Consider the following 24,152-nt stretch of genomic DNA (forward strand, 5'->3'; position numbering starts at 1 on the left):
ATGCTGTCCGCCTGCGTGAAAGCGCCGGGCGCGTTGCCCGGCAGCCCATCAGTCTAACAACACGGTCTGGCCGTGCGCGCTAGATCTTCAGATACCGCTTGATCGCGAAGTTGGCCGAGAGGGCGGCGAGCACCATTCCGACGATGAGCAACAGCGGCACAACAACGATGGCGTCAGCGATACCGACGAAGTTGACGAACGGCATCATGGGCGCGAGGTAACCGTCGATGAAGAAGTACACGATGGCGATGACCGCTCCCCCGGCCAGCACCGAGCCGATCACCGCGGAGAAAACACCCTCGAGAATGAACGGGGTCTGGATGAACCGGTTCGACGCGCCAACGAGGCGCATAATCCCGATCTCCTTGCGGCGGGAGTATGCGGAGAGCCTGATCGTGGTGGCGATGAGCAACACAGCCGCGACGAGCATGAGCGCCGCGATACCGATCGCCGTGTAACTGGCGACGTTGAGCACCCGGAAGATGGCGTCGAGGTACTGCCGCTGGTCGGTCACTTCCTCAACGCCTGGGGTCCCGGAGAACGCTTCGACGAGCACCTCGGACTGCGACGGGTCCTTGAGGTTGACCCAGTAGGTCTCGTTGAGTTGCTCGGGCGAGACGAGCTGTGCCAGCTGGTTGCCCTCGAACTGCTTCTGGAAGTTGTCGTAAGCCTGCTGGTGGTCTTCGAAGTAGTTTTTGTCGATGAACGGAGAGAGGGTTTCCGACTCGAGCTGGCCGAGCACCCCCGCCTTCTGGTCGTCGTTCGCCGCGCCTGCCGTGCAGGTCTCGGCCTGCGAATCGGCGGTGCAGAGATAGATGGCGACCTGCGCCCTGTCGTACCAGTAGTTCTTCATCTGGCCGATCTGCATCTGCAGCAGCACGGCGGTTCCGACGAAGGTGAGCGAGATGAAAGTGACGAGGATGACGGAGATCACCATCGAGACGTTGCGGCGGAGGCCGGTTGTTGCCTCCTGCCAGATCAGCGAGAGCCTCATTTGACCGGACCCACGTTCTGCTCGTCGCCCGTCTCCGGGTCGACGGTACCCCGGAGTCCCAGCCGTTCCGCGAGGGAGAGGTGCTCGGTGAGGTCGCTCGTCGTGTCCTGGCGTGGCAGTGCGATGGCGCCTGTCGCGTTCGACGCCGACCCGGCGTCGGCGCTGTCACTGGCCGGCGCGGTACGGGTTGGAGCTGGGCCGGTCGCGCCGGCATCCGGTGTTGAAATCAAAATCTGGTGGGCTTTCGTTTCTGCGTCGGCCTCGGCAGCGGCTTCGCGCACTTCCTGGCGGGCGTTCTTGGCCGACTGTCCCTTGGCTACGGCCGGCCTGAGCTCCGGCACGACCCCTGTCGTGCCGTACCCGCCCTCACGTTCGTCGCGGACGATGACGCCGTCGACGAGTTCGATCACGCGGCGCTGCATCTTGTCGACGATTCCCGCCTCGTGCGTTGCCATGAGCACCGTCGTTCCACCGGCGTTGATACGCTCGAGAATCTGCATGATGCCGGCACTCGTTGCCGGGTCGAGGTTTCCGGTCGGCTCATCGGCGAGCAGGATCTGCGGCTTGTTGACGACAGCACGCGCGATCGCCACGCGCTGCTGCTCACCACCGGAGAGTTCGTGCGGCAGCCGGTCAGCCTTGGTCTCGAGCCCGACCATCTTGAGCACGTCGGGGACAGCTTCCTGCACGTAACCACGAGACTTGCCGATCACCTGAAGCGTGAACGCGACGTTCTGGAACACGGTCTTGTTCGGCAGCAGGCGGAAGTCCTGGAAGACAACGCCGAGGTTGCGCCGGAAGTACGGGATTTTCCGGCTTGAAATCGACCCCAGGTCGTTGCCGAGGACAAAGATCGACCCGGCCGTCGGCTTCTCCTCCTTGAGGATCAGCCTCAGGCAGCTCGACTTTCCTGAACCCGATGCGCCGACGAGGAAGACGAATTCCCCCCTCGCGATCTCGAGGTCCATGCTGTCGATTGCCGGACGCTTGGTACCGGAGTATTTCTTCGTAACGTTCTCAAACCGAATCATGACCTCTTGAGCCTAGGCAGCGATCCGGGCATTGCCGGCATGACACGCCTGCCGGGCATGACTCGGCCCTGTGGCCGGTCCGGCTAGCTGTCGACGGGCTGCTTACGCCAGCGGATGCCGGCGGCGATGAAACCGTCGAGGTCACCGTCGAAGACGTTCTGCGGATTGTTGACCTCGAAGTCCGTGCGCAGGTCCTTGACCATCTGGTACGGCGCGAGGACGTACGAACGCATCTGGTCGCCCCAGCTCGCCGTGATGTTGCCGGCGAGTTCCTTCTTCTTCGCGTTCTCCTGTTCGCGCTGCACGAGGAGAAGGCGCGACTTGAGCACCCGCATGGCCGCGGCGCGGTTCTGGATCTGGCTCTTCTCGTTCTGGCAGCTGACGACGATGCCGGTCGGCAGGTGGGTGATGCGCACAGCGGAGTCCGTGGTGTTGACGGACTGGCCGCCGGGTCCGGACGATCGGAACACGTCGACGCGGATGTCGTTGTCGGGGATGTCGACCTCTTCGGTCTCGGCCATCAGCGGAACGACTTCGACGGCAGCGAAGCTGGTCTGGCGCTTGCCCGCAGAGTTGAACGGGCTCATCCGCACGAGCCGGTGTGTTCCCGCTTCGACGCTCAGCGTTCCGAACGCGTACGGTGCGTCGATCTCGAACGTCGCGCTCTTGATTCCCGCTTCTTCGGCGTAGCTCGTGTCGAGCACCGTCGCCTTGTACTTGTGCTGCTCAGCCCAGCGCAGGTACATCCGGAACAGCATGTCGGCGAAGTCGGCGGCGTCGACCCCACCGGCTCCGGCGCGGATGGTCACAACGGCGGGCAGCGGGTCGTACTCACCGTTGAGCAGCGTCTGCACCTCCAGGCTGCCAATCTGCTTCTGCAGGTCGGCGAGTTCGGTGCGTGCCTCGGCAGCGGAGTCCTCGTCACCCTCTGCGTTGGCCAGTTCGATGAGCACCTCGAGGTCGTCGAGCTGCTGCTCGATGGCGACGATCCTGGCGAGCTCGGACTGGCGGTGGCTGAGCGCGCTGGTGATCTCCTGCGCCTTCTCGGTGTCGTCCCACAGGTCGGGAACTCCGGCCTGCGCGCTGAGGTCAGCGATTTCGGCGCGCAATCCGTCGAGGTCGACGACCTCACGGATGTCGTTGAAGGTCGCGCGGATGGAGGCGATTTGGGCACTCAGGTCTAGATCTAACATGTCAAGCCCAGCCTACCTTCGGCACGGCATCCGTTCGCGGGCATACACTGAAAAGTGATGACAGAGAAGAAGACCGCCGAGTTCTCGTTCCGCGGTGTCGCTGTCGTCGTCTTCCTCCCCACCCTGCTGTTTTCGATCGGTGAGGGCGCGCTGATCCCGCTGATTCCCGCGGCGGCAACCAATCTGGGCGCGAGCCTCGCGATAGCCGGTGTGATCTCGGGCATGGTGATGATCGGTGAACTCGTCGGTGACATTCCGAGTGGCTGGCTCGTTCACAAGATCGGCGAACGCGTTGCCATGATCGGCGCGGCCGCCATCTCGGTGCTCGCTGTCCTCGGAGCTGTCCTCGCGCCGAACGCTTGGATCCTTGCGGCATCCATCTTCGTCCTCGGGCTTTCCACCGCCGTGTTCGCCCTTGCCCGCCACGCTTTCATGACCAGCTATGTCCCGATCCAGTACCGGGCTCGCGCTCTGTCTACACTCGGCGGTGTCTTCAGGGCCGGTCTCTTCATCGGCCCCCTTCTCGCTGCACCCGTGATTCACTTCACCGGCGGCACACAGGGCGCGTTCTGGATCATGGTGATCTCGTGCCTCGCCGCCGTCGTGATCCTCATCCTGCTTCCCGACCCCGAGTCAATGTTCGGTCACGCCCGGCGCTCCCCCGCGACCGGCGGGGTCGAGCAGACAGCCGGTGAAGAGGCGGCGACACCGAACCAGGGCTTGTTCCACACCATCTGGACCTTCCGCGGGGTTTTGCTCCGCATGGGGTCCGGTGCCGCCATGATCTCAGCGATGCGTGCCGCCCGCACGGTCATTCTTCCGCTGTGGGCGGTGAGCCTCGGGGTGAGCGAAGTGAACACCGCGCTCATCATCGGCATCGCCGGCGCCGTGGATTTCGCGTTGTTCTATGCGAGCGGGCAGATTATGGACCGGTTCGGCCGCATGTTCAGCGCCATTCCCTCGATGACCGGACTCGGCCTGGGGATGCTCGTACTCGCGTTCACCCACGACGCACCACACGCCGTGGCGTGGTTCATCGCTGCGGCCGGCATCCTGTCCGTTGCGAACGGCATCGGCAGCGGCATCCTCATGACGCTCGGCGCGGACCTGGCCCCCGTTGGCCGGCCCGCGCCGTTCCTCGGTGCCTGGCGCTTCACGGGCGACGTCGGCGCGGCCGCCGCACCGCTCGTGGTCGGCGGACTCACCGCCGCGGTCTCTCTGTCATTCGCGTCCGGCCTGATCGGGGTGGTCGGCATCCTGGGCGCGGTCCGGCTGGCGAGGATCATGCCTCGGTACCTCAAGCCACGCCCTGGACGCCGACTCCCCTGACCTCAGCGGAGCGAGTCGGCCTGGATGCTGCTCACGAGGAAGACCGCGAGCAGGCCGACCACGGCGATCCCCACGAAGAGCGACGCCATCATGGCGAGCCGTGCGCGCCCGGCTCCGATGCGGAATCGCGCGAGCACGAGGCCGAGAAACAACAGGACGACGAGTGCGATGCCCACTCCGGCGATCATCGCGTTGAGCGCGAGCATCGGTACGAGCACGGCGATGACGACAGCGCTCATGATCGCGCCGGTCACAATCCAGATCGCGCCGGTCGAGGATTGAAGGGCGGGCTGGTTGCGGACCCGCGTCGGGTCGTCCTCCGGTCGGTTACGTGGATCTGTCACTGTGAGTCCGCATCCCGCCACGTGTCGTTTTCGAGATGCGAACCGGCCTGCGGCCCCATCTGCAGCATGCCGCCGTCGACGACCCATGACGCGCCGGTGACATAGGCGGATGCCGGAGACGCGAGGAAAGCAATGACCGAAGCGACCTCACGCGCGTCGCCTGGCCTGCCGAGCGGAATGCCCGGACGGGAGGTGCCCCGCGGGTCCTCGTCGGTTTGTCCGGTCATCGGTGTCGCGATCTCACCGGGAGCGACGGCGTTGGCCGTAATGCCGTACTGCCCCAGCTCGAGCGCAACAGTCTTGATCAGCCCGCCGAGCCCATGCTTCGCTGCGTCGTACGCGGCGGAACCGACACGCGGCTGGTGTTCGTGCACGCTCGTCACACCGATGATCCGGCCACCGTTGCCAGCGGCGACCATCCGCCGCGCTGCACGCTGGATGCAGACGAACGCTCCGTCGAGGTCGGCAGCCATGGTGTGCCTCCAGTCTTCGAGCGGCATCTCCAGGAACGGTCCGTTGTCGCCTGTGCCGGCGTTGTTCACGAACACGTCGAGTCCGCCGAGTTTGTCGGCGAGCGCGTCGACGGCAGCACCGACCCCGTCGAGGTCGGTCGTGTCCAACCTGGCCGTGACGGCCTCGCGTCCGAGGCTCCGAACCTCGCGGGCGGTCTCCTCCGCGCCTTCTTCGTCACTGTGCCAGGTGACGCCGACGTCCATCCCGGCTTCGGCGAGCGCGACGGCGGTCGCCCGGCCAATCCCTGAGTCTGCTCCTGTAACAATCGCGAATCGTGGCTCAAAGCCCATGAACTGCTCCTTCGGTCAGGCACGCGAGGCGTGCGTGGTCGACTTCTACGCAACACCGGCCGCGCTCCCCGCTCAACCCCTTGACACGCCTGCGGGGCGACTCGCCGCAGCGGGCAGGTTGCCCGCCGGGAGGAAAGACGTGGGGTCCGGGCGCTATAGGCACCCCGACCCCCGGATCCTCCTCCCGAAACACCGCGCAGCGCGCCCCCGCACTAGTCGCGGTTTCGGGAGGAAAGACGTGGGGTCCGGGACCTATAGACAGCCCGACCCCCGGATCCTCCTCCCGAAACCACGTGAGAAGCTTCCCGGAACACGCCCCGTGCCACACGGGTGACACCGACGCGGATGCAGCCACGCACCACCCCGGCACCACCCGCAGCATCTGGCTGACAACTCCTGCGGTCCGGGTGCAGTGCTTCGGGAGGAAAGACGTGGGGTCCGGGCGCCATAGGCACCCCGACCCCACGATCCTCCTCCCGAAACCACGTGAGAAGCTTCCCGGAACACGCCCCGTGCCACACGGGTGACGCCAACGCGAATGCCGCCGCGCACTACCCCGGCACCACCCACAGCATCTGGCTGACAACGCCTGCGGTCCGGGTCAGGCAAGGCTCAGCGCTCCGGGACGAAAATCGTGGGCCGGCGCGCCCCCGCACTAGTCGCGGTTTCGGGAGGAAGGACGTGGGGTCCGGGCCCTATAGACAGCCCGCCCCCCGGATCCTCCTCCCGAAACCACGTGAGAAGCTTCCCGGAACACGCCCCGTGCCACACGGGTGACACCAAACCGAATGCTGCCACGCACTACCCCGGCACCACCCACAGCATCTGGCTGACAACGTCTGCGGTCCGGGTGCAGTGCTTCGGGAGGAAAGACGTGGGGTCCGGGCGCCATAGGCACCCCGACCCCCGGATCCTCCTCCCCAAACGACACGAGAGGCTCAGCGGAACACGCTCCGCGCCACACTGGTGACGTCGAGACGGATGCCGTCGGGCACGAACGCGGTCAGAACCGGCGGTCGCCAGTACGACGAGAGCGTCACAGTTGCGCTCTTGCCGTCAACGCTCGCGGCCCGCTCCAGCCGCAGGTCCTCGAACCGCCCGTTCGGGTGCTCGTGGAGGAACTCTTCCACCGCGGCCTCGACATCACGGGACGACAGCTCGACGCGTGGCACCCCATCCGAGACTGACACCGTCGCAAGATCGAATGCCTCGGCACCGACGAGGGCGGCGGAATCCGCCAGGCTGAACAGCCGTTTACGCTCCAGATAGAGCGACGTGGCCGCCGTCACCACAAGGATCAGGATGAGCGCGAGCATCCCGTAGAAGATCACCAGGATCAATGTTGAACCCCGCTCCTCCTCGCCGATGCGTCGACGGAGCGGGATCATTGCCCGGTCCAGAACCGTGACACCCGCTGGGTCGCGGACGACTCGACGGGAACGCTTGCCGCCGTTGACAGATCGAGCACGTCGGGCACGAGCGGGAGCGGGATCGTCGCGCGGACGGTGACCGTCACGGTCGCGTTGCGAGCAGGACAGGCAGGAGCACCGGTGCATTGCACCGCGACGGTGGCGGTGGACGCGTCGACTCCGTAGTCAGACAGGGCGAATTCGACGGCGCGCGCTGCCCGAATCGCGGCCTCTTCCGGGTTCGGTGCCTGCACGTACACCCGGGCTGCCTGTCGAGCGGCGCCCTCCACCGCGAGGGTCCCCGCCTGGAGCGCGGCGAGCGCAAGGACGAGGTACACGAGCGGGACCAGAAGAATAAGACCGGCGGTGATGAATTCGAGTGATGCTGTCCCCGTCTCGGCCCCGAGCATCCGGCACCAGCGCCTACGGGAATTCGTCAAGGGTTTCCACGGCAGCATGCGCGGTCACCTCCAACCCGCTGCCGAGACCGAGCAGACCAATCACCGGCAGTGTCGTCACTACGCGCACCTCCGCGCTCGGGTGACCACGGTAGGTGCCATAGCTCGCGGTCACGTCACCCGCATAATCCGGGCCGACCGCCGCCGCGATCAGTTGCCGTGTTCTTTGCACCCCCTCGGCGAGGCCATTGTCGGCGAGCGCCGCGAATCGCGCCCCCTCGGCCGCGGCATCGGTAACCGTGTTGCGGACGTGCAGCGCGAGGCCGAGTTGCATCACCGAAACGGTCAGCAGCGTCAACAGAACCGTGACCAGTGTGAACTCAACGACGGCGGAACCCTCGTCGCTTCGCCAGTCAGGCCCCCTGGTCACGTCACAGCCCGGAGACCTTGCTGATCGCCTGCTCGAAGATCTGGCTCAGGGCAGGCCCGGCGAGTCCCCAGATGACGATCACCAGGCCGGCCGTCATCAGGGTGATCAAGACCCAGCCGGGCACGTCACCCTGGTCATCGGCGAGTTGGCCTGTGGCTGACTGGCGAAGGCGTCGCAGTGTTTTCATGAGGATCCTCCTTCTTGTGTTCGTGCAGTGCGTGTTCGTGTTCTCGACTTAGAAACCGGCCTGAAGGACGAAGATTCCGGGGAAAATCGCGAAGAGAATCGAGAGCGGGAGGATGAGAAAAACCAGAGGCACAAGCATGGCCACCTCTTTCTTCCCCGCGACCTCAAGCAATTCCCTCTTCGCCTCGTCTCGTGCGTCCTGCGCCTGGGCGCGGAGCACCTCCGCGAGAGGCGATCCCCGTTCGAGCGCAGCGACGAGTTGCTCAACGCAGCGCGTGAGCGCGGGGAGATCGGTGCGACGAGCGACCTCCGTCAGAGCGGATGCCAGCGGTATCCCCGTGTTGACCGCCGTGACGACCGCTCGAAACTCCTGGCTCAGTTCGCCCGATCCGATGGCGCTCATCCGCCGCAGTGCGTCGAGAATCCCTTCCCCCGCCGACAGGCTCAAACTGAGGAACTCGAGAACCGTCGGCAACTCTGCCGCGATACGGCTCACCCGGGCGGTCGCCTGCCGGGTGAGGGTCGCGTCACGGAGAACAAGCCCGGAGATGCCGCAGACGATCGGGAGTGCGACGACGACGGGAAAAGGCAAAAGGTGACCGCCGCTCCCGATACCGGCGAAGACGACACCAACACCGGTGCAGGCCAGACCCCACAGCACCTGCTCCATCCGAAACCGCTGCACCTGCCTGTCGGAGCCTGCACGATCAAGGTTGCGTTGGACGGCGACGTTGCCTCCAAGCACCGCAGCCAGGGCCGCGGTAAGGCGGCGGAGGACGGGACTGAGCAACCTGCCGACAATAGGTAGCGGGTCCGTGAACCGCTTCTCGCTGTACTGCCGCGCGCCCTCGGACACGTCGACGAGGTACGGGGCCACCCGGTCCGCCAGCGTTGGACCCCCAAACCGCGGCAGCATCGCAACGACCGACCACAGCCCGAGCCCGAGGGTCACACCGAAGACAAGTCCCCACGCGGCGGACACACTCACGTGAACCACCGCTTCTCCTGCGGCAGCCGCCCGAGCGCGAGCATCACCCTGTATGCGACAATTGACACCGCCGCGCCGACCACGATGAGCACCGATCCGCCCGGAGAGTTATATGCGAGCGATGCCTCTGGCCTGGTGGACAGCAAAAGCAGGATCAACCACGGCGCGGCGACACCGAGTTTGGCGGCGCTCTTGATCCAGGACTGTCGTGCTTCTACCTCCGAGCGGATGGCGTTGTCAGTCCGAAGATAAGCGGACAGGCTCCGCAGCACCGTGGTGAGGTCGGCGCCACCGACCTCACGAGCCATGCGCAATGTCTCGATGATGCGATCCGGAACCGGATCTGCCAGGGCATCCTTCAGACGGTCGAGGCTGCCGCCGAATGATCCTGTGCTGCGGTAGTCCCGCTCAAACGACACGAAATCTCCGCGCAGGGCCTCTGGCCCTGTGTGAGCGAGGGATGCGACGGCGTCGGGCAGCGCGAGTCCAGACCTGACCGAACCGATCAGGTGGTCGACGACATCCGGCCAGAGTGCACGGTGCGCCAGCCGGTTCGTGCGTGCCCGCCACCGAACCAGCAGCACAGGAGCCGCTCCTCCGAGGACCGCGGCGCTCACGGCGAGGGCGATGACTCCGGTGATGGCAGAAGCGACAGCGGCGAAGAGAACACCGGTGAGGGCGGACAGCGTCAGGAATACGCCGATGGGAACCGAGCCAAACCCCGCCGCCGACAGTGCGGTCCGCAACCTGCCTGTCCGCCGCGGTCGGTGTTCGGAGCGCGCTGTTCCCCGCGGGAAGAGCCAGGGTGATGCGGTCAGCACCAGGCCCGCGGCAAGGAGACAACCCAGCAGCAGCGTCACACGAACCCTCTCCGCAGGATGGGCAGAGGATCGATGCCGGCCGCCTCGAATTTTCCGGTTCTGGTCGGGTAACTCCCGGTCGGCTCGAGAAGCCCGTCGCGCACCGCGAACAGCCGGCTTGTCTCGATCACCGGACCGGTGACGACCCCGGTGACCGTGAGGATCTCCCTCACCCGCCGGAGCCCACTGCGATCAATCTCGAGATGCACCACCACATCGATGCAGGACGCCACCGTCGGCAGAACAAACGACGAATCGATGTTCCGCCCCGCGAGGAGCGGAAGCGTGGACAGCTTCACGAGCGCGTCGCGTCCCGAATTAGCGTGAATCGAGCACATCCCGGGCAAACCGCTGTTGAGCGCGATGAGCAGGTCAAGACTCTCCGCTTCACGCACCTCACCGACGATGAGCCGGTCGGGCCGCATCCTCAGCGCCTCCTTGATGAGCCTCCGCAGAGTGATCTCGCCCGAGCCCTCGAGGTTCGACTGCCGGCACTGCATCGCAACCAAATCCTGTGCGGACAGATCGAGTTCGAAAGTTTCCTCGACCGTGACAATCCGCTCGCGTGCCGGCGCGGTGCCGAGCAGAGCGCCGAGAAGTGTCGTCTTCCCCGCCTGGGTCGCCCCAGACACCAGGATGTTCTGGCCCGCAAGCACCGACGCCCGCAGGAACTCAGCCGCTTGCGCACTCAGCGACCCAAGCGCAACGAGCTGCCCCAGATCGCGAACGCTGCGGCGAAACTTCCGGATGTTGACGGACATGTGTCTCCGAGTCACGTCGGGGATCACCACGTGCAGGCGGGAACCGTCCGGGAGTGACGCGTCGACGAACGGGGAACTGAGGTCGACTCGCCGACCCGTGGATTGCAGCATCCGTTCCACAAGGTCCCGCACCCCCGCCTCGGTGAGGACGGTATTCGTCAGTTCGGAAACGCCATCGCGCGCGACAAAGATCCGCGTCGGTGAATTGATCCAGATCTCCTCGACGCCCGGGTCGTCGAGGTACTCCTGCAGCGGCCCGAAGCCGGTGAGCGACGCGACCACCTGGCGTTCGGTCGCAGCTTCATCGGCGATGAGCGGAAGTGTCCCGCCCAGCGCTCGTTCGCTGTATCGGCGCACCTCGTCACGAACGTAACTCTGCGCCAAACCGGTTGACGTCGAGAGGTCTGCACCGTCGCGACGCACGCGCTCGCGAACGCGGTCCGTGATGATCTGCGCCGGCGACGACATGGAGGAATTCTGCACGAAAGCCGGAAAACCCTGCTGGAGTTATCCACAGGCCCCTTTTCGCTCACGAGGTCGCATCATCCGCGACTGCGACGAATCCGGTTCACGAGCGCCCGCTTCCCCCTAGACTTGACGGGCCAGCGGGAGTGGTGAAATTGGCAGACACGCAGGATTTAGGTTCCTGTGCTTTCGAGCGTGTGGGTTCAAGTCCCACCTTCCGCACGGAAACACGTGGCGTAAGCCACTGACCATCGACGAGCACGACCTACGGAGTAGTAGCCGCCATGATTTCGACAGGACTCATTCCCTGGCTTGACCCCGAGAGCATCATCAGCGCGGCCGGGCCATGGGCCCTCGTCGTTGTGTGCTTCATCGTCTTCGCCGAGACTGGCCTTCTCATCGGCTTCCTCCTTCCCGGCGATACCCTGCTCGTCATCACCGGGCTGCTTACCTTCCACGGCATGCACTCCGCCACGACGCAGGGACTCGAGCTCGACATCTGGTGGGTGGCGCTCGCCATCGGCTTCGCGGCGTTCCTCGGCGGTGAAGTCGGATACCTGATCGGCCATAAGGCGGGTCCCCGGATCTTCGAGCGCAAGGAATCAGGCCTCTTCAGTGTGAAGAACGTCCAGCGCACCAACGCGTTCTTCACCCGGTTCGGTGGACTCGCGGTGATCCTCGCTCGTTTCGTCCCGATCATTCGCACCTTTGCCCCTGTCGCTGCCGGCGTCGGCCACATGGACTACAAGAAGTACTCGTTCTACAACTTCGTTGGCGCCATCATCTGGGGCGTCGGACTCACTTACTTCGGTTACCTTCTTGGCTACATCCCGCCGGTCGCCACCTTCGTCCAGGAATACATCGACGTCATCCTGATCGGCGCCGTCGTGATCACCCTGATCCCGACGGTCTGGCACTACGTGCAGTCGAGCCGCAAGGCGAAGCGTGAAATGGCCGCGGGACCCGATGGTCTCACCGACGCTGAGGAAGCCGCCCGGCTCGTGCTTGACCCGGAGACCTTCAACAAGAAGCCCGATCTTCCCTAGGGGTGCTGCGGATGCTCGTGGCCGGCGTGTTTCGCCGGCTCGAGCTGGAAGGTGGAGTGCTCAACGTCGAAGTGGCCGCTCAGGCACTCCGACAGCGTGTCGAGCATCTCTCCGGTTCTCCCCTCGCTGAACACTTCAGAATCGACGACCACGTGGGCCGTGAATACTGGTTCGCCCGAGGTGATCGACCAGACGTGGACGTCGTGCACATCGACCACGCCTGGCGCGCCCCTGATGTGGTCGCGGATCTGCTGCACGTCGGTGTCTGACGGAGTCGATTCGTTGAGCACCCGCCACACGTCCCGGAGAAGGACCCACGCGCGGGGAAGGATGCCAGCGGCAATCAGCAGCGACGCAATGGCATCCACCTGCACCAGCCCGGTGAACAGGATGATGATTCCGGCGATAAGAACACCAACCGACCCGAGCAGGTCGCCGAACACCTCGAGATACGCACCCCGCATGTTGAGGGATTCCTTCGCGCCGCTGCGAAGAACCATCATCGAGATCGCGTTCGCGACGAGACCGATGGCGGCCACGACGAGCATGGGCACGGCGAGGATCTCGATCCCGCTCGGGTCGATCAAGCGCTGGATGCCCTGGAAACCGATTCCGACGGCGGCCACGACGAGCAGCAGTCCGTTGAGCAGCGCGCCAAGAACCTCGGTGCGGCGGTAGCCATAGGTGTGCCGCTCGCTGGCCGGCCGGGCAGCGATGCTCAGCGCGATGAGCGCGATGAGAAGCCCGGTGAGGTCGCTCAGCATGTGTCCCGCGTCGGCGAGCAGGGCAAGCGATCCGGTCAGGATGCCGCCGATGACCTCCGCGACAAGCACGACAGTGACGATCGCGATGACGATGAGCAACCGAGAGCGATGGACATCGCGTGGGGCGTGGTCATGGGCCATACCTCAACGCTAAGCCGCGCGCGATCCATCCGCCATACCGCCGCGCTTGATGCTAACGATGGCCATTCTCATTGCGGTGCGTCCCGGTCGACCAGTCACCGCCCCCGCCCGCTCTCGCCCCGTCGATTCAGGCTGCAGCGATTCAGGTTTCGGGACTCAGGCGGATGCAACGGATTGCAGGGTGGGGATGAGATCGGCGAAGGCCCTCGCCCGATGGCTGATTTCGTTCTTCGTCTCTGGCGGGAGCTCGGCTGACGACACGTCGTAGCCCGCGGGGATGAAGATCGGATCGTAGCCGAACCCGTTTTCGCCACTGGCCTCGGTTGCCAGCGTCCCGGGCCATACTCCGACCGACACGTGCTCAAACCCGGCGCGGTCCTGATTCTCTGGAACGACGAGCGCGATGTGGCAGTGGAACTCGGCCCCGCGGTGCTCAGGAGCGATGTCTGACAGTTGCGCGAGCAACAGGTTCAGGTTGTCTTTGTCGTCGTGCCCCGGCCCGGACCACCGTGCCGAGAAGATCCCGGGCGCGCCGCCGAGAACGTCGACGGAGATGCCGCTGTCGTCGGCCATGGCGATGCGGCCGGTGTGCGCCGCCGCGGTGCGTGCCTTGATCAGTGCGTTCTCGCTGAAGGTCACGCCGTCCTCGACGGGTTCAGGGCCGTCGTAGGCGAGAACGGTGATCTCGGGCATCGCCGCGCTCAGGATCCGCTGGAACTCCTCGACCTTGTGCTGGTTGTGAGTTGCCAGCACGACCTCGATCGTCACTCGGCGCTCCGAGCGAGGGACTGCACCTGGAGAGCGGTGAGGTCCGCAGCGCCTCCGACGGCCAGGTCCAGCAGAGCGTCAAGCTCCCGGCGATCGAACGGTGCGCCCTCCGCGGTGCCCTGAACCTCGACAAACAGACCGCGTCCGGTCACAACAACGTTCATGTCGGTTTCGGCACGCACGTCCTCAACATATGCGAGATCGAGCATCGGTTCCCCGTCGATGATGCCGACCGACACCGCGGCGACACTGTCGATGAGTGGAGTCGCCTTCTGTCCGATGAACTTCTTCTCACGAGCCCACTCGATCGCGTCGGCGAGAGCGACATACGCGCCGGTGATGGCTGCCGTGCGTGTACCGCCGTCGGCCTGAAGCACATCGCAGTCGATGACTATGGTGTTCTCGCCGAGGGCCTTCGTGTCGATGACCGCGCGAAGGCTCCGCCCGATGAGGCGGGAAATTTCATGGGTCCGGCCACCGATCCTGCCCTTGACCGATTCCCTGTCCATACGGCTGTTCGTCGACCGGGGAAGCATCGAGTACTCAGCGGTCACCCATCCCTTACCCTTGCCTGCGAGCCAGCGGGGTACGCCGTTGGTGAAGGATGCCGTGCAAAGAACCTTCGTCTTTCCGAACGAGATGAGCGCGCTGCCCTCGGCCTGGTCACTCCAGCCGCGCTCAATTGTCACCTCCCGCAACTGGGTGTTGGTGCGGCCGTCTTTGCGGATGGTGTCTGTCACGGGTACTCCTGAGAAAAGCGCCGACGATCGGCGGATGGGGAAAGACTGGCTAAGAACCGAATGCCCTGAGCGCTGCGAGATCGATGACACCGGTCTGGACCAGGTCGACGTGGGAGATCTCCCGACCGATCAGACGATGCGCGAGCTCGAGGAACTCGGCCTCGCTCGGCCCGGTGGCTTCGTAGTGGTGCGCTGGCGGATGAGGACTCGTGCGTTCGAGGTCACCCGAGACCAGCACACGGTACACATCGTTTGCGGTCTCGGTGTCGCTTGAGACGAGCGTCACGCCCGGGCCCATGACGTAGGAAATGGCGCCCTTGAGGAACGGATAGTGGGTGCATCCGAGGACGACGGTGTCGACGTCCGCCGAGACGAGCGGACGGAGGTATTCCTGTGCTGTCGCGAGCACCTCGGGACCGGTGGTGATCCCGGCTTCAACGAATTCAACAAACCGCGGGCACGCTGCCGTGAACAGTTGCAGTTCGGGCGCCGCCGCGAACGCATCTTCATACGCGCGAGAGTTGATGGTTCCCTCGGTGCCGATCACGCCGACACGCCCATTCCTGGTGCTCGCCACTGCGCGACGGACAGCCGGCTGGATGACTTCGATCACGGGGACGGAATATCGCTCCCGAGCGTCTCTCAGCATGGCCGCCGACGCCGTATTGCAGGCAATGACGATCATCTTGACACCCTGTGCCACGAGGTCGTCCAGTACCTCGAGCGAGAACCGCCTGACGTCGGCGATGGGCTTCGGGCCGTATGGCGAGTGCGCGGTATCGCCGACGTAGAGGATTTCTTCGTTGGGCAGCTGGTCCTGGATCGCACGAGCGACTGTCAGCCCGCCGACTCCGGAGTCGAAGATTCCGATTGGCGCATCATTCACGGGTTCCAGCCTACCCGCTCCATACGGCCGTAATCCGGCAGGCGCAAGCGGGCACCGGATGCCGGACGCCATCGATAGGCTGGCGGGGTGAGCACCTCGACGTCATCGGAAACCTCAACAGCCCTCTTCACCGACCGTTATGAACTGACGATGGTCGATGCCGCGCTCGCGCACGGCACCGCCGACACGGAGTGCATCTTCGAAGTGTTCGGACGCCGGTTGCCCGGGGCGCGCCGCTACGGCATCGTCGCGGGGACCGGTCGCCTCCTCGAGCTGATCCGCGACTTCCGTTTCGGCGACGCTGAACTCAGCTGGTTGCGGGAGAACAACGTTGTATCGCCCCGCACGCTGGACTGGTTGAGCAACTACAGGTTCTCCGGCGATATCTGGGGGTATCGCGAGGGCGAGGCGTACTTCCCGAACTCCCCCATCCTTACCGTCGAGTCGACGTTCGCGGAGGGGGTCCTCCTTGAAACTCTCATCCTCAGCGTCCTCAACTACGACACGGCGGTCGCGAACGCCGCAACGCGCATGGTGACGGCGGCCCACGGCAGGCCGGTGGCCGAGATGGGCTCGCGGCGCGCGAACGAGCACTCCGCGGTGGCGGCCGCACGTGCCGCGTACATCGCCGGGTTCGATGCGACGAGCAACCTGGAAGCCGGCCGCACCTGGGGCATCCCGACCATGGGGACCGCGGCACACGCCTTCTCCCTGCTGCACGAAACCGAGGAGGAGGCGTTCCGTGCCCAGATCGCTGCGTCCGGCCCGGGGACGACTCTCCTCGTTGACACCTACGACGTGGAGCAGGGCATCAGGACGGCGGTGAAAGTTGCGGGTCCGGAGCTCGGCGCTGTCCGGCTGGATTCGGGTGACCTCCCCACCCTCGTTCTTGAGGTCCGTGAGCAACTGGACGCTCTCGGCGCAACCCGGACGAAGATCACCGTCACCAACGACCTCGATGAACATGCCATCGCCGCCCTCGCGGCCGTGCCGGTGGATTCCTACGGGGTCGGCACGTCAGTCGTCACTGGATCGGGTTCTCCCGCCGCTGGCATGGTCTACAAGCTCGTCGCTCGGAAGAACCGCGACGGTGACTGGGTATCCGTCGCCAAGACGTCCGAGGGCAAGGTCGGGGTCGGTGGGCGCAAGTTCCCCGTTCGTCGGCTGAACGGTGCCCGGGTCGCTGTCGAGGAACTCATCTATGTCGGTGACGGGCCCGAAACGGCAGACGCCACGAATGACCTGGAACGTCCGCTGCTCGTTCAGCTGGCGAGCGGTGGCGACATCGACGAGCGGTACACCGGTCCAGCAGGGACGGCACTGGCGCGGGAACACAGGGCACGCATCCTCACGGAGCTCCCGGCGGATGCCGCGCGGCTGGGTCGCGGGGATCCCTCCTTGCCGACGCGGTTCGCGAAGTAACGCGCCAGCGTCTACTCGGACTTCATCTTTTCGTAGATGTCCTTGCAGGTCGGGCAGACGGGGAACTTCTCCGGGTCGCGTCCCGGCGTCCACTTTTTGCCGCAGAGCGCCTTCACGGGCTTGCCGCTGATGGCCGACTGGAGGATCTTGTCTTTCTTCACGTAGTGCGAGAAACGCTCGTGGTCGCCGGGTTCAACACCCTCGCTGTTGAGGAGTTCTTCAAGTTCACGGTCGAGGACTGAAGTGCCGCCGGCGTCCGGCCGGGATCCAGGATCTGCGATGCTCACGCGTGCGTCAATCATGCTCCAATTGTACGCGGGAAACGCTGCCTAGTGGCTGACGGCGAAAGCCATGATCTCAGGGCCGCGACGGTCGAAGACCCGCCCGCCGGCCCACACGCCGAGAACCAGCGTGAGGACGCCGAGGCCCACTCCCGCCCAGAGCGCAAGCACATGCCACGAGGGGTCATCGGTGAAGCCCAGCCAGGCGAGAACTCCGGCCGGGGCCGCCACGAGGGCAGACCCGATGAGTCCAGCGGCCTGGGAGAAACCGCCAGCCGGGCTCGACGTCTGGGGCTGCTGGAACGGGCTGTCGCCCGGCAGCGCCACGGGATAGGGAAAACGCGCAGAGATGAAACTCGACAATCCGAGCCCGCCGAGGAAGAGAGCGGACGAGACCCCGATCATCGACGGCAGAACCACCCAGTCGCCGTAGAACTGAATGCTGACCATGGAGCCGATGACGACAAGCGGAATACCGATGAGCGCGATCGGGAAAAGTCGCCCGAGCCTGTCGGCGTAGCCCCGCACTCCCGAGGCGAAATGCAGCCACACTGCCGTTGAGTCGAAGGCGAGATCGTTGTGCACGGACCAGCCGAGGAAGATCGCCATGACCGGGAGCGGCAGCAGCGCCAGCGGCTCGATCGGAACGCCGACGACGAGGAATGGCACCATCATCACGAAAGGAACGATCGGGATGATCACGACCGACATCAGGTACCGGGGGTCGCGGGCCCAATAGGTCATACTGCGCGCTGCAACGACAGCACCGGGCCGCGCTGGCATCAGGTCGAACCACCCCATCCGGCCGCTCGATGTGGCCGCAATCTCGCGGCCGGGAGTCACGAGCAAGTACGACACGAGCCGGTCCCAGACGAACCACAAGGCTGCGGCGGTCGCTACAGCGATCAGGAGTTTGAGGAAAGCGACGCCACCGTCACCGAGGGCGGCATCCCCCGGGAATGACCAGACAGCCCCGAACGGTGTCCAGCTGATGACATCGGCGGCGCTGCCGAGCACCGCCGCACCGTCTCTGCCCCAGTTCACGCTGGAGAGCAGAATCGCGGCAGGCGCGAGCAGCACGAGCAGCACGATTCCGATCAGGCTCGAGAGTTCCTTTGACCGGCGGGAGGCCAGAAGGAGCGAGGCAGCCGCGGTCGTGACACGGGCACCGATCACACAGGTGGCGACAGCGAGCACGGCTGACAGAATCGCGAGGAGAACCGGCAGGAAGCCGCGAGATCCGCTGACGGCTGTCGTGAGACTCAGGACGAGGACAACCAGCACAAGCGCGATCGACGGCACACTCGCGAGCGCGGCAACGAGCAGGCCAGTGGAAAGTGAGCGGTCGCGAACGCCGAACAACGCGAATGACCGCGGGTCCATGTCGTCTTCGACCCCGAAGATCATGGGGAACAGGACAAATCCGAGGATCACGAACGAACCCAGGAAGACAAGGAGGTTCCGCGTGAACTCGTCGGGAGAGAATCGAAGCGCCACGAGCGTTGCGCCAAGCAGATAGAGGAGCGCAAACCCGGCGACGGTCGTGAGGATGATCACTGCCGCTCGCCTGGGACTCTGCCGGAACAGGTTGCCCAGCAACTGAAGCCTTAGTCGGAGAAGCTGTGCAACCATTCCATACCTTCTGCGGCCTTTCGTCCGCCTGCCAGTTCAACGAACCGCCCTTCGAGCGTTCCGCCACCCCGGACGTCGTCGACAGCACCCGCGTCGAGCACCTGGCCGTTCACGATGATCGCGACATGGTCGCACACCCGCTGGATGAGGTCCATTCCGTGGCTGGAGAGCACGACAGTGCCACCGTTGGCCACGTATCCCTGCAGAATTTCAATGACGTTCGCTGACGAGACCGGGTCGACCGATTCGAAAGGCTCATCGAGAACCAGCAGGCGTGGCGAGTGAATCATGGCGGATGCCAGGGCGACCTTCTTCGTCATTCCCGCTGAGTAGTCGGTCACCAGACGATGGAGGGCGTCTTCGAGGCCGAAGGCGGATGCGAGGTCTTTGACACGCGCCCGCACTGTGGCGCCGTCGAGGCCGCGGAGCACTCCGGAGTAGTAGAGCAGCTGGGCTCCCGTGAGCCGGTCGAACAGGCGCAGGCGGTCGGGCAGCACCCCGATCGTCTTCTTCGCCTTCGCCGGGTCCTGCCACACGTCGATGCCGTTCACCGTGATGTTCCCGGAATCCGGGCGAAGCAAACCGGTGACCATCGACAGCGTCGTGGTCTTGCCCGCGCCGTTGGGACCCACAATTCCGTAGAAAGAACCGCGGCGCACATCGAGATCGATACCGTCGACGGCGATCGTGTCACCGAAGCTGCGCGAAAGATTCCGGATGCTCAGGACGACGGGCGATTCGAACGGCGCAGGATCACCGGCACCCGCATCCGCCAGGGCAACGGGCTCGCCCGTTGCCGCCCCCTCGTCGACGAGCGGAATCGGTGTGGGGTCGGCCGACGGCTGAAGCAGCTCAGTTGCGGAATCCGGAGCCGGGAGAACAGCCCTTGACGCCTCTGCGGCGAACACCTCAGTCCCGGTGTCATCGGTCGTCAGGAGCTCGATGGTCACGTCATCACCGATGGGATTGCTTGAGGTCGGCACATCCGAATCGGCCGGGTCAGTGTCATCCCACGCTGTCCCGGTCCACGCGGCGTCCGTCCACGAGGCGTCCGCCCACGCGGGATCAGCCGACGGTGCGTCGGTCTCGTCTGCCAGGCGGTTATCGACGGCCACGGGCTGTTCGTCGTGATCACCAGCGTCGGGCTGTTCGTCGTGATCGCGGATGTCGGTGCGCTCGACGTCATCGTGATCGTCGGTGTCGGTGTCGGCGCCGAAATCGAACCAGTCGTCCACCGTGGGTTCGGCGCTGCCACCGAGGTCATCCTGAGCGGCAGCCGGGGCTTCGTCAGCCTCGGACGCAGCTCGGTCGTTGGCGACGCTGTCGCTGGCGACGCCGTCGTTGGTGACGCTCTCGTTCGTCACACCGTCGTTGGCAACACCGGCGATGGCAACGCTGTCCGTCTCCGTTGCCGTGTCGGTCGGGGCCTTCGTATCCGTCACCGTGGCGTCAGCCGGGACGAGGGTGAGGAACGGCCAGCGCTTGCTCCACACAAACTTCAGGGGCTCGTGATCCTCCAGCCCTGTGGCCTGCTCTGCGGCATCCGGCATGGATTCAAAGCGGAGCGCAGCCTCTTCCGCGGACATCCGAGGAAGCGGGGGCAGCTCGTCTGGAGCGCGCGGCGGCCTGGCGGCCTCGTCGGCGGGCATGTCGCTCACAGGCGTTGTCGACGTCTCCACGGCGTCGGAGGTCACGGGCGCAGTCAACGTGTCCGCGACCTCGGAGATTTCGGGCGCTGCTGCGGTACCGGGCGCTGCTGCGTGATCTTCGTCGACACTCCCCCTGCCATCCCTGTCATTCGTGACAGCCGGAGTGACAACCTCCGACGGCAGCGGCGGCATGGGAGGCATGGGAGGAACCGGAGGAAGGACGGGAAGAGGCGGCGCCGGGGGAATCTCCTGAGACCCCGGAGCGACGTGCTGGACGATGCCAGAGGGCGACTTTGCCACGGCAGCAGCAGCCTGACTTCGGGCCGTCCCTGTTTTCGCTCCGGCGGATTTCCCCTTCGGCGCCGACGTGGCAGCCCTCTTCACCGGGGGCTTCCTCTTCGGAACTGCCGGCGTTGCGTCGGCGTCACCGCCGGTGGACAACGGAGCAACCGGTGCGACCCCAGAGCCTGGTGTCTCTCCTGTGGTTGCCGCGGTGGGCCTGGCAGGCTTCTTCCGGGCTTGCGTCGATCGTGGTGCGCTCTTCTTTGGCGCTGGCGCGACTTCGGTCGCCGAGGGGATCACAGCTGACGAATCATCCGGCCCATCGACACCTGCACCGCCAGCAGCAGCGGTCTGGGCCTTCGTGCTGGATACCCGCGGCGTTCTGGTCTGGGGGGTGCGGGGAGCGGCCTTCTTCGCCACTGGCCCGGCGCTCTCGGGTTGAGTACCCTCGCCATCCTCAACAGCGGGAACGGCCGTGCCCTCAGCGGTTGCCGCTGAAGCGGACTCCGATGTTCGCTTGACTGGCTTCTTCCTCGCCGACGCGGTTCGGGGCTTCGCTGCGGCCTTCGGCTTGGCGGGTGACTCAGCCGCCGGCGTGAGTTCGCTGTCGAGATTCCGGTCCTTTTCGGACCCCGTCTGGCTGCCGCCAAACGCGCTCTGCGAGCTATCGATCCGAGAATCATTCATGGAGTCTTCTGGTGTGTCGTCGGGGGAAGCGGGCGGCACAATAGTCACTGATCCAACCTACCCTTTGGCCGTGCCCGTTTCGAGGCCGACGGCATTTTGCGTCACAACCGAACCTGTCAATACGCCGAGTGCCTTATTACGATACGACAACAACGGTCGTCCTGATGCTGGCCCCAGTAGAGGTGCCGCGCTAACGTAGGCAAAGGCATAACGGGGTGTCGTTTCATCTACTTTCAGGTTAACTCCGCGTAAATTTCGCCACAGACGGCGGCCGGACAACGTGAATCAATCTTGAGGAGAATCTCGTGACCACCCAGGTAGTCATTCTGGCAGCAGGTATGGGAAGCCGACTCGGCCGTTCACTTCCGAAGCCACTTACCGAGTTGAGCGACGGCCGCACCATCATGCAGCAGCAGTTCGACAACATCCACCACGCGTTCGGAAAGAACGTCAAGGTGACGATCGTTGTCGGCTACAAGCTCGAGCACATCATCGAAGCTTTCCCGGACGCCTCGTTCGTCTTCAACGAGCAGTACGACCAGACCAACACCTCGAAGAGCCTCATGCGTGCACTGAACTCGTCGCAGCCTGGTGGCGTGCTGTGGATGAACGGTGACGTCGTCTTCGACCCCGCCGTTCTCGATCGTGCGGCAGTGATGATGGCGCGCGACCAGTCATTCGTCACCGTCAACACGTCAAAGGTGTCCGACGAAGAGGTCAAGTACACAACGAGCGCCGAGGGCTACATCAAGGAACTCTCCAAGACCGTCAAGGGCGGACTCGGCGAGGCAGTAGGCATCAACTACGTCTCCCGCGACGACAAGGCCAACCTGCTCCGCCAGCTGGCTCGTGTCGACGACCAGGACTACTTCGAGCGCGGAATTGAGCTCGCAATCGCGCAGGACCGGATGCTTGTTGAGCCTGTCGACATCTCCGACCTTTACGCCGTCGAAGTTGACTTCGCAGAAGACCTCGAGCGAGCGAACCTCTACGTCTGATCACCATCGTTCGAACGACCGGCACGCGTCACTGACCGTGCCGGTCTTCGTTTGCGGATATGTTTGTGCCTGTGAGTTTTGATCCCGGCGCGCACCGCACACAGCGGTCGTACCTCACCCGATACCGCAACGCCCTCTGGCTTCTCACGAAGCGGGATCTCCGCGTGCGTTACTCGACGAGCGCTCTCGGCTACGTGTGGTCCATCCTCGACCCGCTGGTCATGGCGTTCATTTACTACTTCGTTTTTGTGGTGGTATTCGGCCGGGGTGGATCGGTGGGTGAAGACCCGTACATCGTCTTCCTCCTTGCCGGGCTCCTCCCCTGGATGTGGTTCAACGGCGCCGTCTCAGACAGCACCCGGGCCTTCATCCGTGAGGCGAAACTCGTGCGCTCCACGTCGATTCCCCGCACCATCTGGGTAAACCGGCTCGTGCTGTCCAAAGGGATCGAGTACGTCGCCGCTCTACCCGTCCTCGCAGCGTTCGCGTTCTTCACGGGGGCCGCACTCAGCTGGGACGTACTCTTGTTCCCGCTCGCGATTCTGATCCAGGCCACCCTCACCGTGGGCGTCTGCCTGATCGTCGCCCCACTGGTCGTGTTCTTCAGGGATCTGGAGCGGGCCGTAAAGCTCGTCCTCCGCTTCCTTTTCTACGCATCGCCAATTGTCTACGGCTTCGGAGACCTCCCCGCCGAACTGCAGCCGTTCGCCGCGTTCAACCCGCTCGGAGGCATCTTCTCGTTGTATCGCTCCGCGTTCTTCCCCCAGCAACTCGACTGGTACCCGGTGGTTGTCTCCGCAATTATGAGCGTCCTCTTCCTGCTCGTCGGTCTGTGGGTATTCAAGCGCTCCGAGCGCACTGTCCTGAAGGAGCTGTGATGCCGGGAGAAGCCCCAGTCATCAGCGTCGTCGACGCCGGCATCCGATTCCGCCGCAATCGCGGTGGTCGCCGTAATTTCAAGGATCTGTTCTCAGGTAACACGCGACGATCGCGCCCGGGCGAATTCTGGGCGTTCCGCAATGTGAGTTTCGACGTCATGCCGGGCGAGGCGATCGGCGTGGTCGGCCGAAACGGCCAGGGCAAATCCACACTGCTGAAGCTCGTCGCCGGAGTCGTCCTCCCCGACGAAGGCCAGGTCAGGGTGTCGGGCGGCGTCGCTCCTCTCATCGAGATCACGGGAGGCTTCGTCAACGACCTCACTGTTCGCGACAACGTCTTTCTCACCGCCGGTCTGCACGGTATGACCAAGCGTGAGATCGAAGCGCGATTCGACGACATCATCGAGTTTGCCGAGATCAGCGACTTCATCGACACCCCCTACAAACACCTGTCGAGCGGGATGAAGGTTCGGATCGCATTCAGCGTCATCTCCATGCTCGAAGAACCGATCATTCTGGTCGACGAGGTCCTGGCTGTCGGTGACCGCGGGTTCAGGGAGAAGTGTTACCGGCGCATTGAAGAACTGCTCGCCGGTGGGCGCACGCTCTTCTTCGTGTCCCACAACGAGAAGGATCTGCGGCGCTTCTGCACCCGCGGCCTTTACCTCGACAAGGGCAAGCTGATTCTCGACGGCCCGATCAACGAGGTCCTCGACAGGTATAACGCCCAGTACCACAGCTGACGAGCCCGTCGTCAAGCCCGACAGTCTCCCAGCGTACGAACCTA

At 64.7% G+C, this 24,152-nt stretch carries 26 protein-coding genes and 1 tRNA gene; 8 read left to right on the forward strand and 19 right to left on the reverse strand.

Annotated elements, in window-relative coordinates; all coding sequences use genetic code 11:
• Positions 1-79: 79 nt before the first annotated feature.
• From ftsX to prfB, 3 genes are all read right to left on the reverse strand, one after another.
• The gene (gene ftsX, locus AC1X6S_RS04130) at positions 80-994 is read right to left on the reverse strand and encodes a permease-like cell division protein FtsX (protein ID WP_483404520.1); all 915 of its coding nucleotides are present in this window, start codon (positions 992-994) and stop codon (positions 80-82) included.
• Positions 991-2,025: a cell division ATP-binding protein FtsE gene (ftsE, locus tag AC1X6S_RS04135; protein WP_483404521.1), complete on the reverse strand. Its 1,035-nt coding sequence runs from the start codon at positions 2,023-2,025 to the stop codon at positions 991-993. The genes ftsX and ftsE overlap by 4 nt, the downstream gene beginning before the upstream one ends.
• Positions 2,026-2,108: 83 nt before the next feature.
• Positions 2,109-3,218, reverse strand: coding sequence for a peptide chain release factor 2 (gene prfB / locus AC1X6S_RS04140; RefSeq protein WP_483404522.1), 1,110 nt, complete (start codon positions 3,216-3,218; stop codon positions 2,109-2,111).
• A gap of 57 nt (positions 3,219-3,275) precedes the next feature.
• Here prfB and AC1X6S_RS04145 point away from each other — a divergent pair, with 57 nt between their 5' ends.
• Positions 3,276-4,547 (forward strand): MFS transporter, encoded by a 1,272-nt coding sequence (locus tag AC1X6S_RS04145; RefSeq protein WP_483404523.1) that lies wholly within the window; start codon positions 3,276-3,278, stop codon positions 4,545-4,547.
• Between the two features lie 2 nt (positions 4,548-4,549).
• Here AC1X6S_RS04145 and AC1X6S_RS04150 read toward each other — a convergent pair whose 3' ends face one another.
• The 9 genes from AC1X6S_RS04150 to AC1X6S_RS04190 all read right to left on the reverse strand — a co-directional run bounded on the left by AC1X6S_RS04150 (position 4,550) and on the right by AC1X6S_RS04190 (position 11,194).
• Complete coding sequence (locus tag AC1X6S_RS04150; RefSeq protein WP_483404524.1) at positions 4,550-4,891, reverse strand: hypothetical protein; 342 nt, start codon at positions 4,889-4,891, stop codon at positions 4,550-4,552.
• Positions 4,888-5,694 (reverse strand): SDR family oxidoreductase, encoded by an 807-nt coding sequence (locus tag AC1X6S_RS04155; RefSeq protein WP_483404525.1) that lies wholly within the window; start codon positions 5,692-5,694, stop codon positions 4,888-4,890. Before AC1X6S_RS04155 ends, AC1X6S_RS04150 begins: the two co-directional genes overlap by 4 nt.
• A gap of 938 nt (positions 5,695-6,632) precedes the next feature.
• A complete protein-coding gene (locus AC1X6S_RS04160) occupies positions 6,633-7,082 on the reverse strand; it encodes a Tad domain-containing protein (protein WP_483404526.1) in 450 nt (149 codons plus the stop codon).
• Positions 7,079-7,543: a hypothetical protein gene (locus AC1X6S_RS04165; protein ID WP_483404527.1), complete on the reverse strand. Its 465-nt coding sequence runs from the start codon at positions 7,541-7,543 to the stop codon at positions 7,079-7,081. Before AC1X6S_RS04165 ends, AC1X6S_RS04160 begins: the two co-directional genes overlap by 4 nt.
• On the reverse strand, positions 7,527-7,931 hold the full coding sequence (locus AC1X6S_RS04170; RefSeq protein WP_483404528.1) for a TadE/TadG family type IV pilus assembly protein: 405 nt from the start codon (positions 7,929-7,931) through the stop codon (positions 7,527-7,529). Before AC1X6S_RS04170 ends, AC1X6S_RS04165 begins: the two co-directional genes overlap by 17 nt.
• Position 7,932: 1 nt before the next feature.
• Positions 7,933-8,118: a hypothetical protein gene (locus tag AC1X6S_RS04175; protein ID WP_483404529.1), complete on the reverse strand. Its 186-nt coding sequence runs from the start codon at positions 8,116-8,118 to the stop codon at positions 7,933-7,935.
• Between the two features lie 48 nt (positions 8,119-8,166).
• The gene (locus AC1X6S_RS04180) at positions 8,167-9,114 is read right to left on the reverse strand and encodes a type II secretion system F family protein (protein ID WP_483404530.1); all 948 of its coding nucleotides are present in this window, start codon (positions 9,112-9,114) and stop codon (positions 8,167-8,169) included.
• Positions 9,102-9,851, reverse strand: coding sequence for a type II secretion system F family protein (locus tag AC1X6S_RS04185; RefSeq protein WP_483404531.1), 750 nt, complete (start codon positions 9,849-9,851; stop codon positions 9,102-9,104). Before AC1X6S_RS04185 ends, AC1X6S_RS04180 begins: the two co-directional genes overlap by 13 nt.
• A 110-nt stretch (positions 9,852-9,961) precedes the next feature.
• Positions 9,962-11,194 carry a TadA family conjugal transfer-associated ATPase gene (locus AC1X6S_RS04190; protein WP_483404532.1) on the reverse strand — a complete coding sequence of 411 codons (1,233 nt, stop codon included), beginning with the start codon at positions 11,192-11,194 and terminating at the stop codon, positions 9,962-9,964.
• 137 nt (positions 11,195-11,331) lie between these two features.
• Here AC1X6S_RS04190 and AC1X6S_RS04195 point away from each other — a divergent pair.
• Together AC1X6S_RS04195 and AC1X6S_RS04200 are read left to right on the forward strand one after the other, a co-directional pair.
• Positions 11,332-11,413: transfer RNA gene (locus AC1X6S_RS04195), tRNA-Leu, on the forward strand.
• A 62-nt stretch (positions 11,414-11,475) separates the two neighbouring features.
• Positions 11,476-12,237, forward strand: a complete 762-nt coding sequence (locus AC1X6S_RS04200; RefSeq protein ID WP_483404533.1) for a DedA family protein — start codon at positions 11,476-11,478, stop codon at positions 12,235-12,237.
• On the opposite strand, the gene AC1X6S_RS04205 is transcribed toward AC1X6S_RS04200, so the two are convergent.
• The 4 genes from AC1X6S_RS04205 to murI all read right to left on the reverse strand — a co-directional run bounded on the left by AC1X6S_RS04205 (position 12,234) and on the right by murI (position 15,536).
• On the reverse strand, positions 12,234-13,142 hold the full coding sequence (locus AC1X6S_RS04205; RefSeq protein ID WP_483404534.1) for a cation diffusion facilitator family transporter: 909 nt from the start codon (positions 13,140-13,142) through the stop codon (positions 12,234-12,236). The genes AC1X6S_RS04200 and AC1X6S_RS04205 overlap by 4 nt on opposite strands.
• A 156-nt stretch (positions 13,143-13,298) precedes the next feature.
• On the reverse strand, positions 13,299-13,910 hold the full coding sequence (gene rdgB / locus AC1X6S_RS04210) for an RdgB/HAM1 family non-canonical purine NTP pyrophosphatase (protein WP_483404535.1): 612 nt from the start codon (positions 13,908-13,910) through the stop codon (positions 13,299-13,301).
• Positions 13,907-14,650, reverse strand: a complete 744-nt coding sequence (rph, locus tag AC1X6S_RS04215; protein ID WP_483404536.1) for a ribonuclease PH — start codon at positions 14,648-14,650, stop codon at positions 13,907-13,909. Before rph ends, rdgB begins: the two co-directional genes overlap by 4 nt.
• A 49-nt stretch (positions 14,651-14,699) precedes the next feature.
• On the reverse strand, positions 14,700-15,536 hold the full coding sequence (gene murI / locus AC1X6S_RS04220) for a glutamate racemase (RefSeq protein WP_483404537.1): 837 nt from the start codon (positions 15,534-15,536) through the stop codon (positions 14,700-14,702).
• A gap of 150 nt (positions 15,537-15,686) precedes the next feature.
• On the opposite strand from murI, the gene AC1X6S_RS04225 reads away from it, so the two are divergent.
• Complete coding sequence (locus AC1X6S_RS04225) at positions 15,687-16,958, forward strand: nicotinate phosphoribosyltransferase (protein ID WP_483404972.1); 1,272 nt, start codon at positions 15,687-15,689, stop codon at positions 16,956-16,958.
• 11 nt (positions 16,959-16,969) lie between these two features.
• Here AC1X6S_RS04225 and AC1X6S_RS04230 read toward each other — a convergent pair whose 3' ends face one another.
• The 3 genes from AC1X6S_RS04230 to AC1X6S_RS04240 are packed head-to-tail and all read right to left on the reverse strand — an operon-like array spanning position 16,970 to position 19,647.
• Positions 16,970-17,260: a DUF3039 domain-containing protein gene (locus tag AC1X6S_RS04230; RefSeq protein WP_108391427.1), complete on the reverse strand. Its 291-nt coding sequence runs from the start codon at positions 17,258-17,260 to the stop codon at positions 16,970-16,972.
• A 27-nt stretch (positions 17,261-17,287) separates the two neighbouring features.
• The gene (locus AC1X6S_RS04235; protein ID WP_483404538.1) at positions 17,288-18,871 is read right to left on the reverse strand and encodes a hypothetical protein; all 1,584 of its coding nucleotides are present in this window, start codon (positions 18,869-18,871) and stop codon (positions 17,288-17,290) included.
• Positions 18,847-19,647 (reverse strand): ABC transporter ATP-binding protein, encoded by an 801-nt coding sequence (locus AC1X6S_RS04240; RefSeq protein WP_483404973.1) that lies wholly within the window; start codon positions 19,645-19,647, stop codon positions 18,847-18,849. Before AC1X6S_RS04240 ends, AC1X6S_RS04235 begins: the two co-directional genes overlap by 25 nt.
• Before the next feature lie 1,240 nt (positions 19,648-20,887).
• Between AC1X6S_RS04240 and AC1X6S_RS04245 the strand changes: the two genes are divergently transcribed.
• From AC1X6S_RS04245 to AC1X6S_RS04260, 4 genes are all read left to right on the forward strand, one after another.
• On the forward strand, positions 20,888-21,244 hold the full coding sequence (locus AC1X6S_RS04245; protein ID WP_483404539.1) for a hypothetical protein: 357 nt from the start codon (positions 20,888-20,890) through the stop codon (positions 21,242-21,244).
• A gap of 550 nt (positions 21,245-21,794) precedes the next feature.
• Positions 21,795-22,487 carry a phosphocholine cytidylyltransferase family protein gene (locus tag AC1X6S_RS04250; protein ID WP_483404540.1) on the forward strand — a complete coding sequence of 231 codons (693 nt, stop codon included), beginning with the start codon at positions 21,795-21,797 and terminating at the stop codon, positions 22,485-22,487.
• 59 nt (positions 22,488-22,546) lie between these two features.
• A complete protein-coding gene (locus AC1X6S_RS04255; RefSeq protein ID WP_483404541.1) occupies positions 22,547-23,365 on the forward strand; it encodes an ABC transporter permease in 819 nt (272 codons plus the stop codon).
• Positions 23,365-24,108, forward strand: coding sequence for an ABC transporter ATP-binding protein (locus AC1X6S_RS04260; RefSeq protein WP_483404542.1), 744 nt, complete (start codon positions 23,365-23,367; stop codon positions 24,106-24,108). Before AC1X6S_RS04255 ends, AC1X6S_RS04260 begins: the two co-directional genes overlap by 1 nt.
• Positions 24,109-24,152 lie beyond the last annotated feature (44 nt).

It is taken from the genome of Mycetocola sp. Y442 (assembly GCF_056898615.1).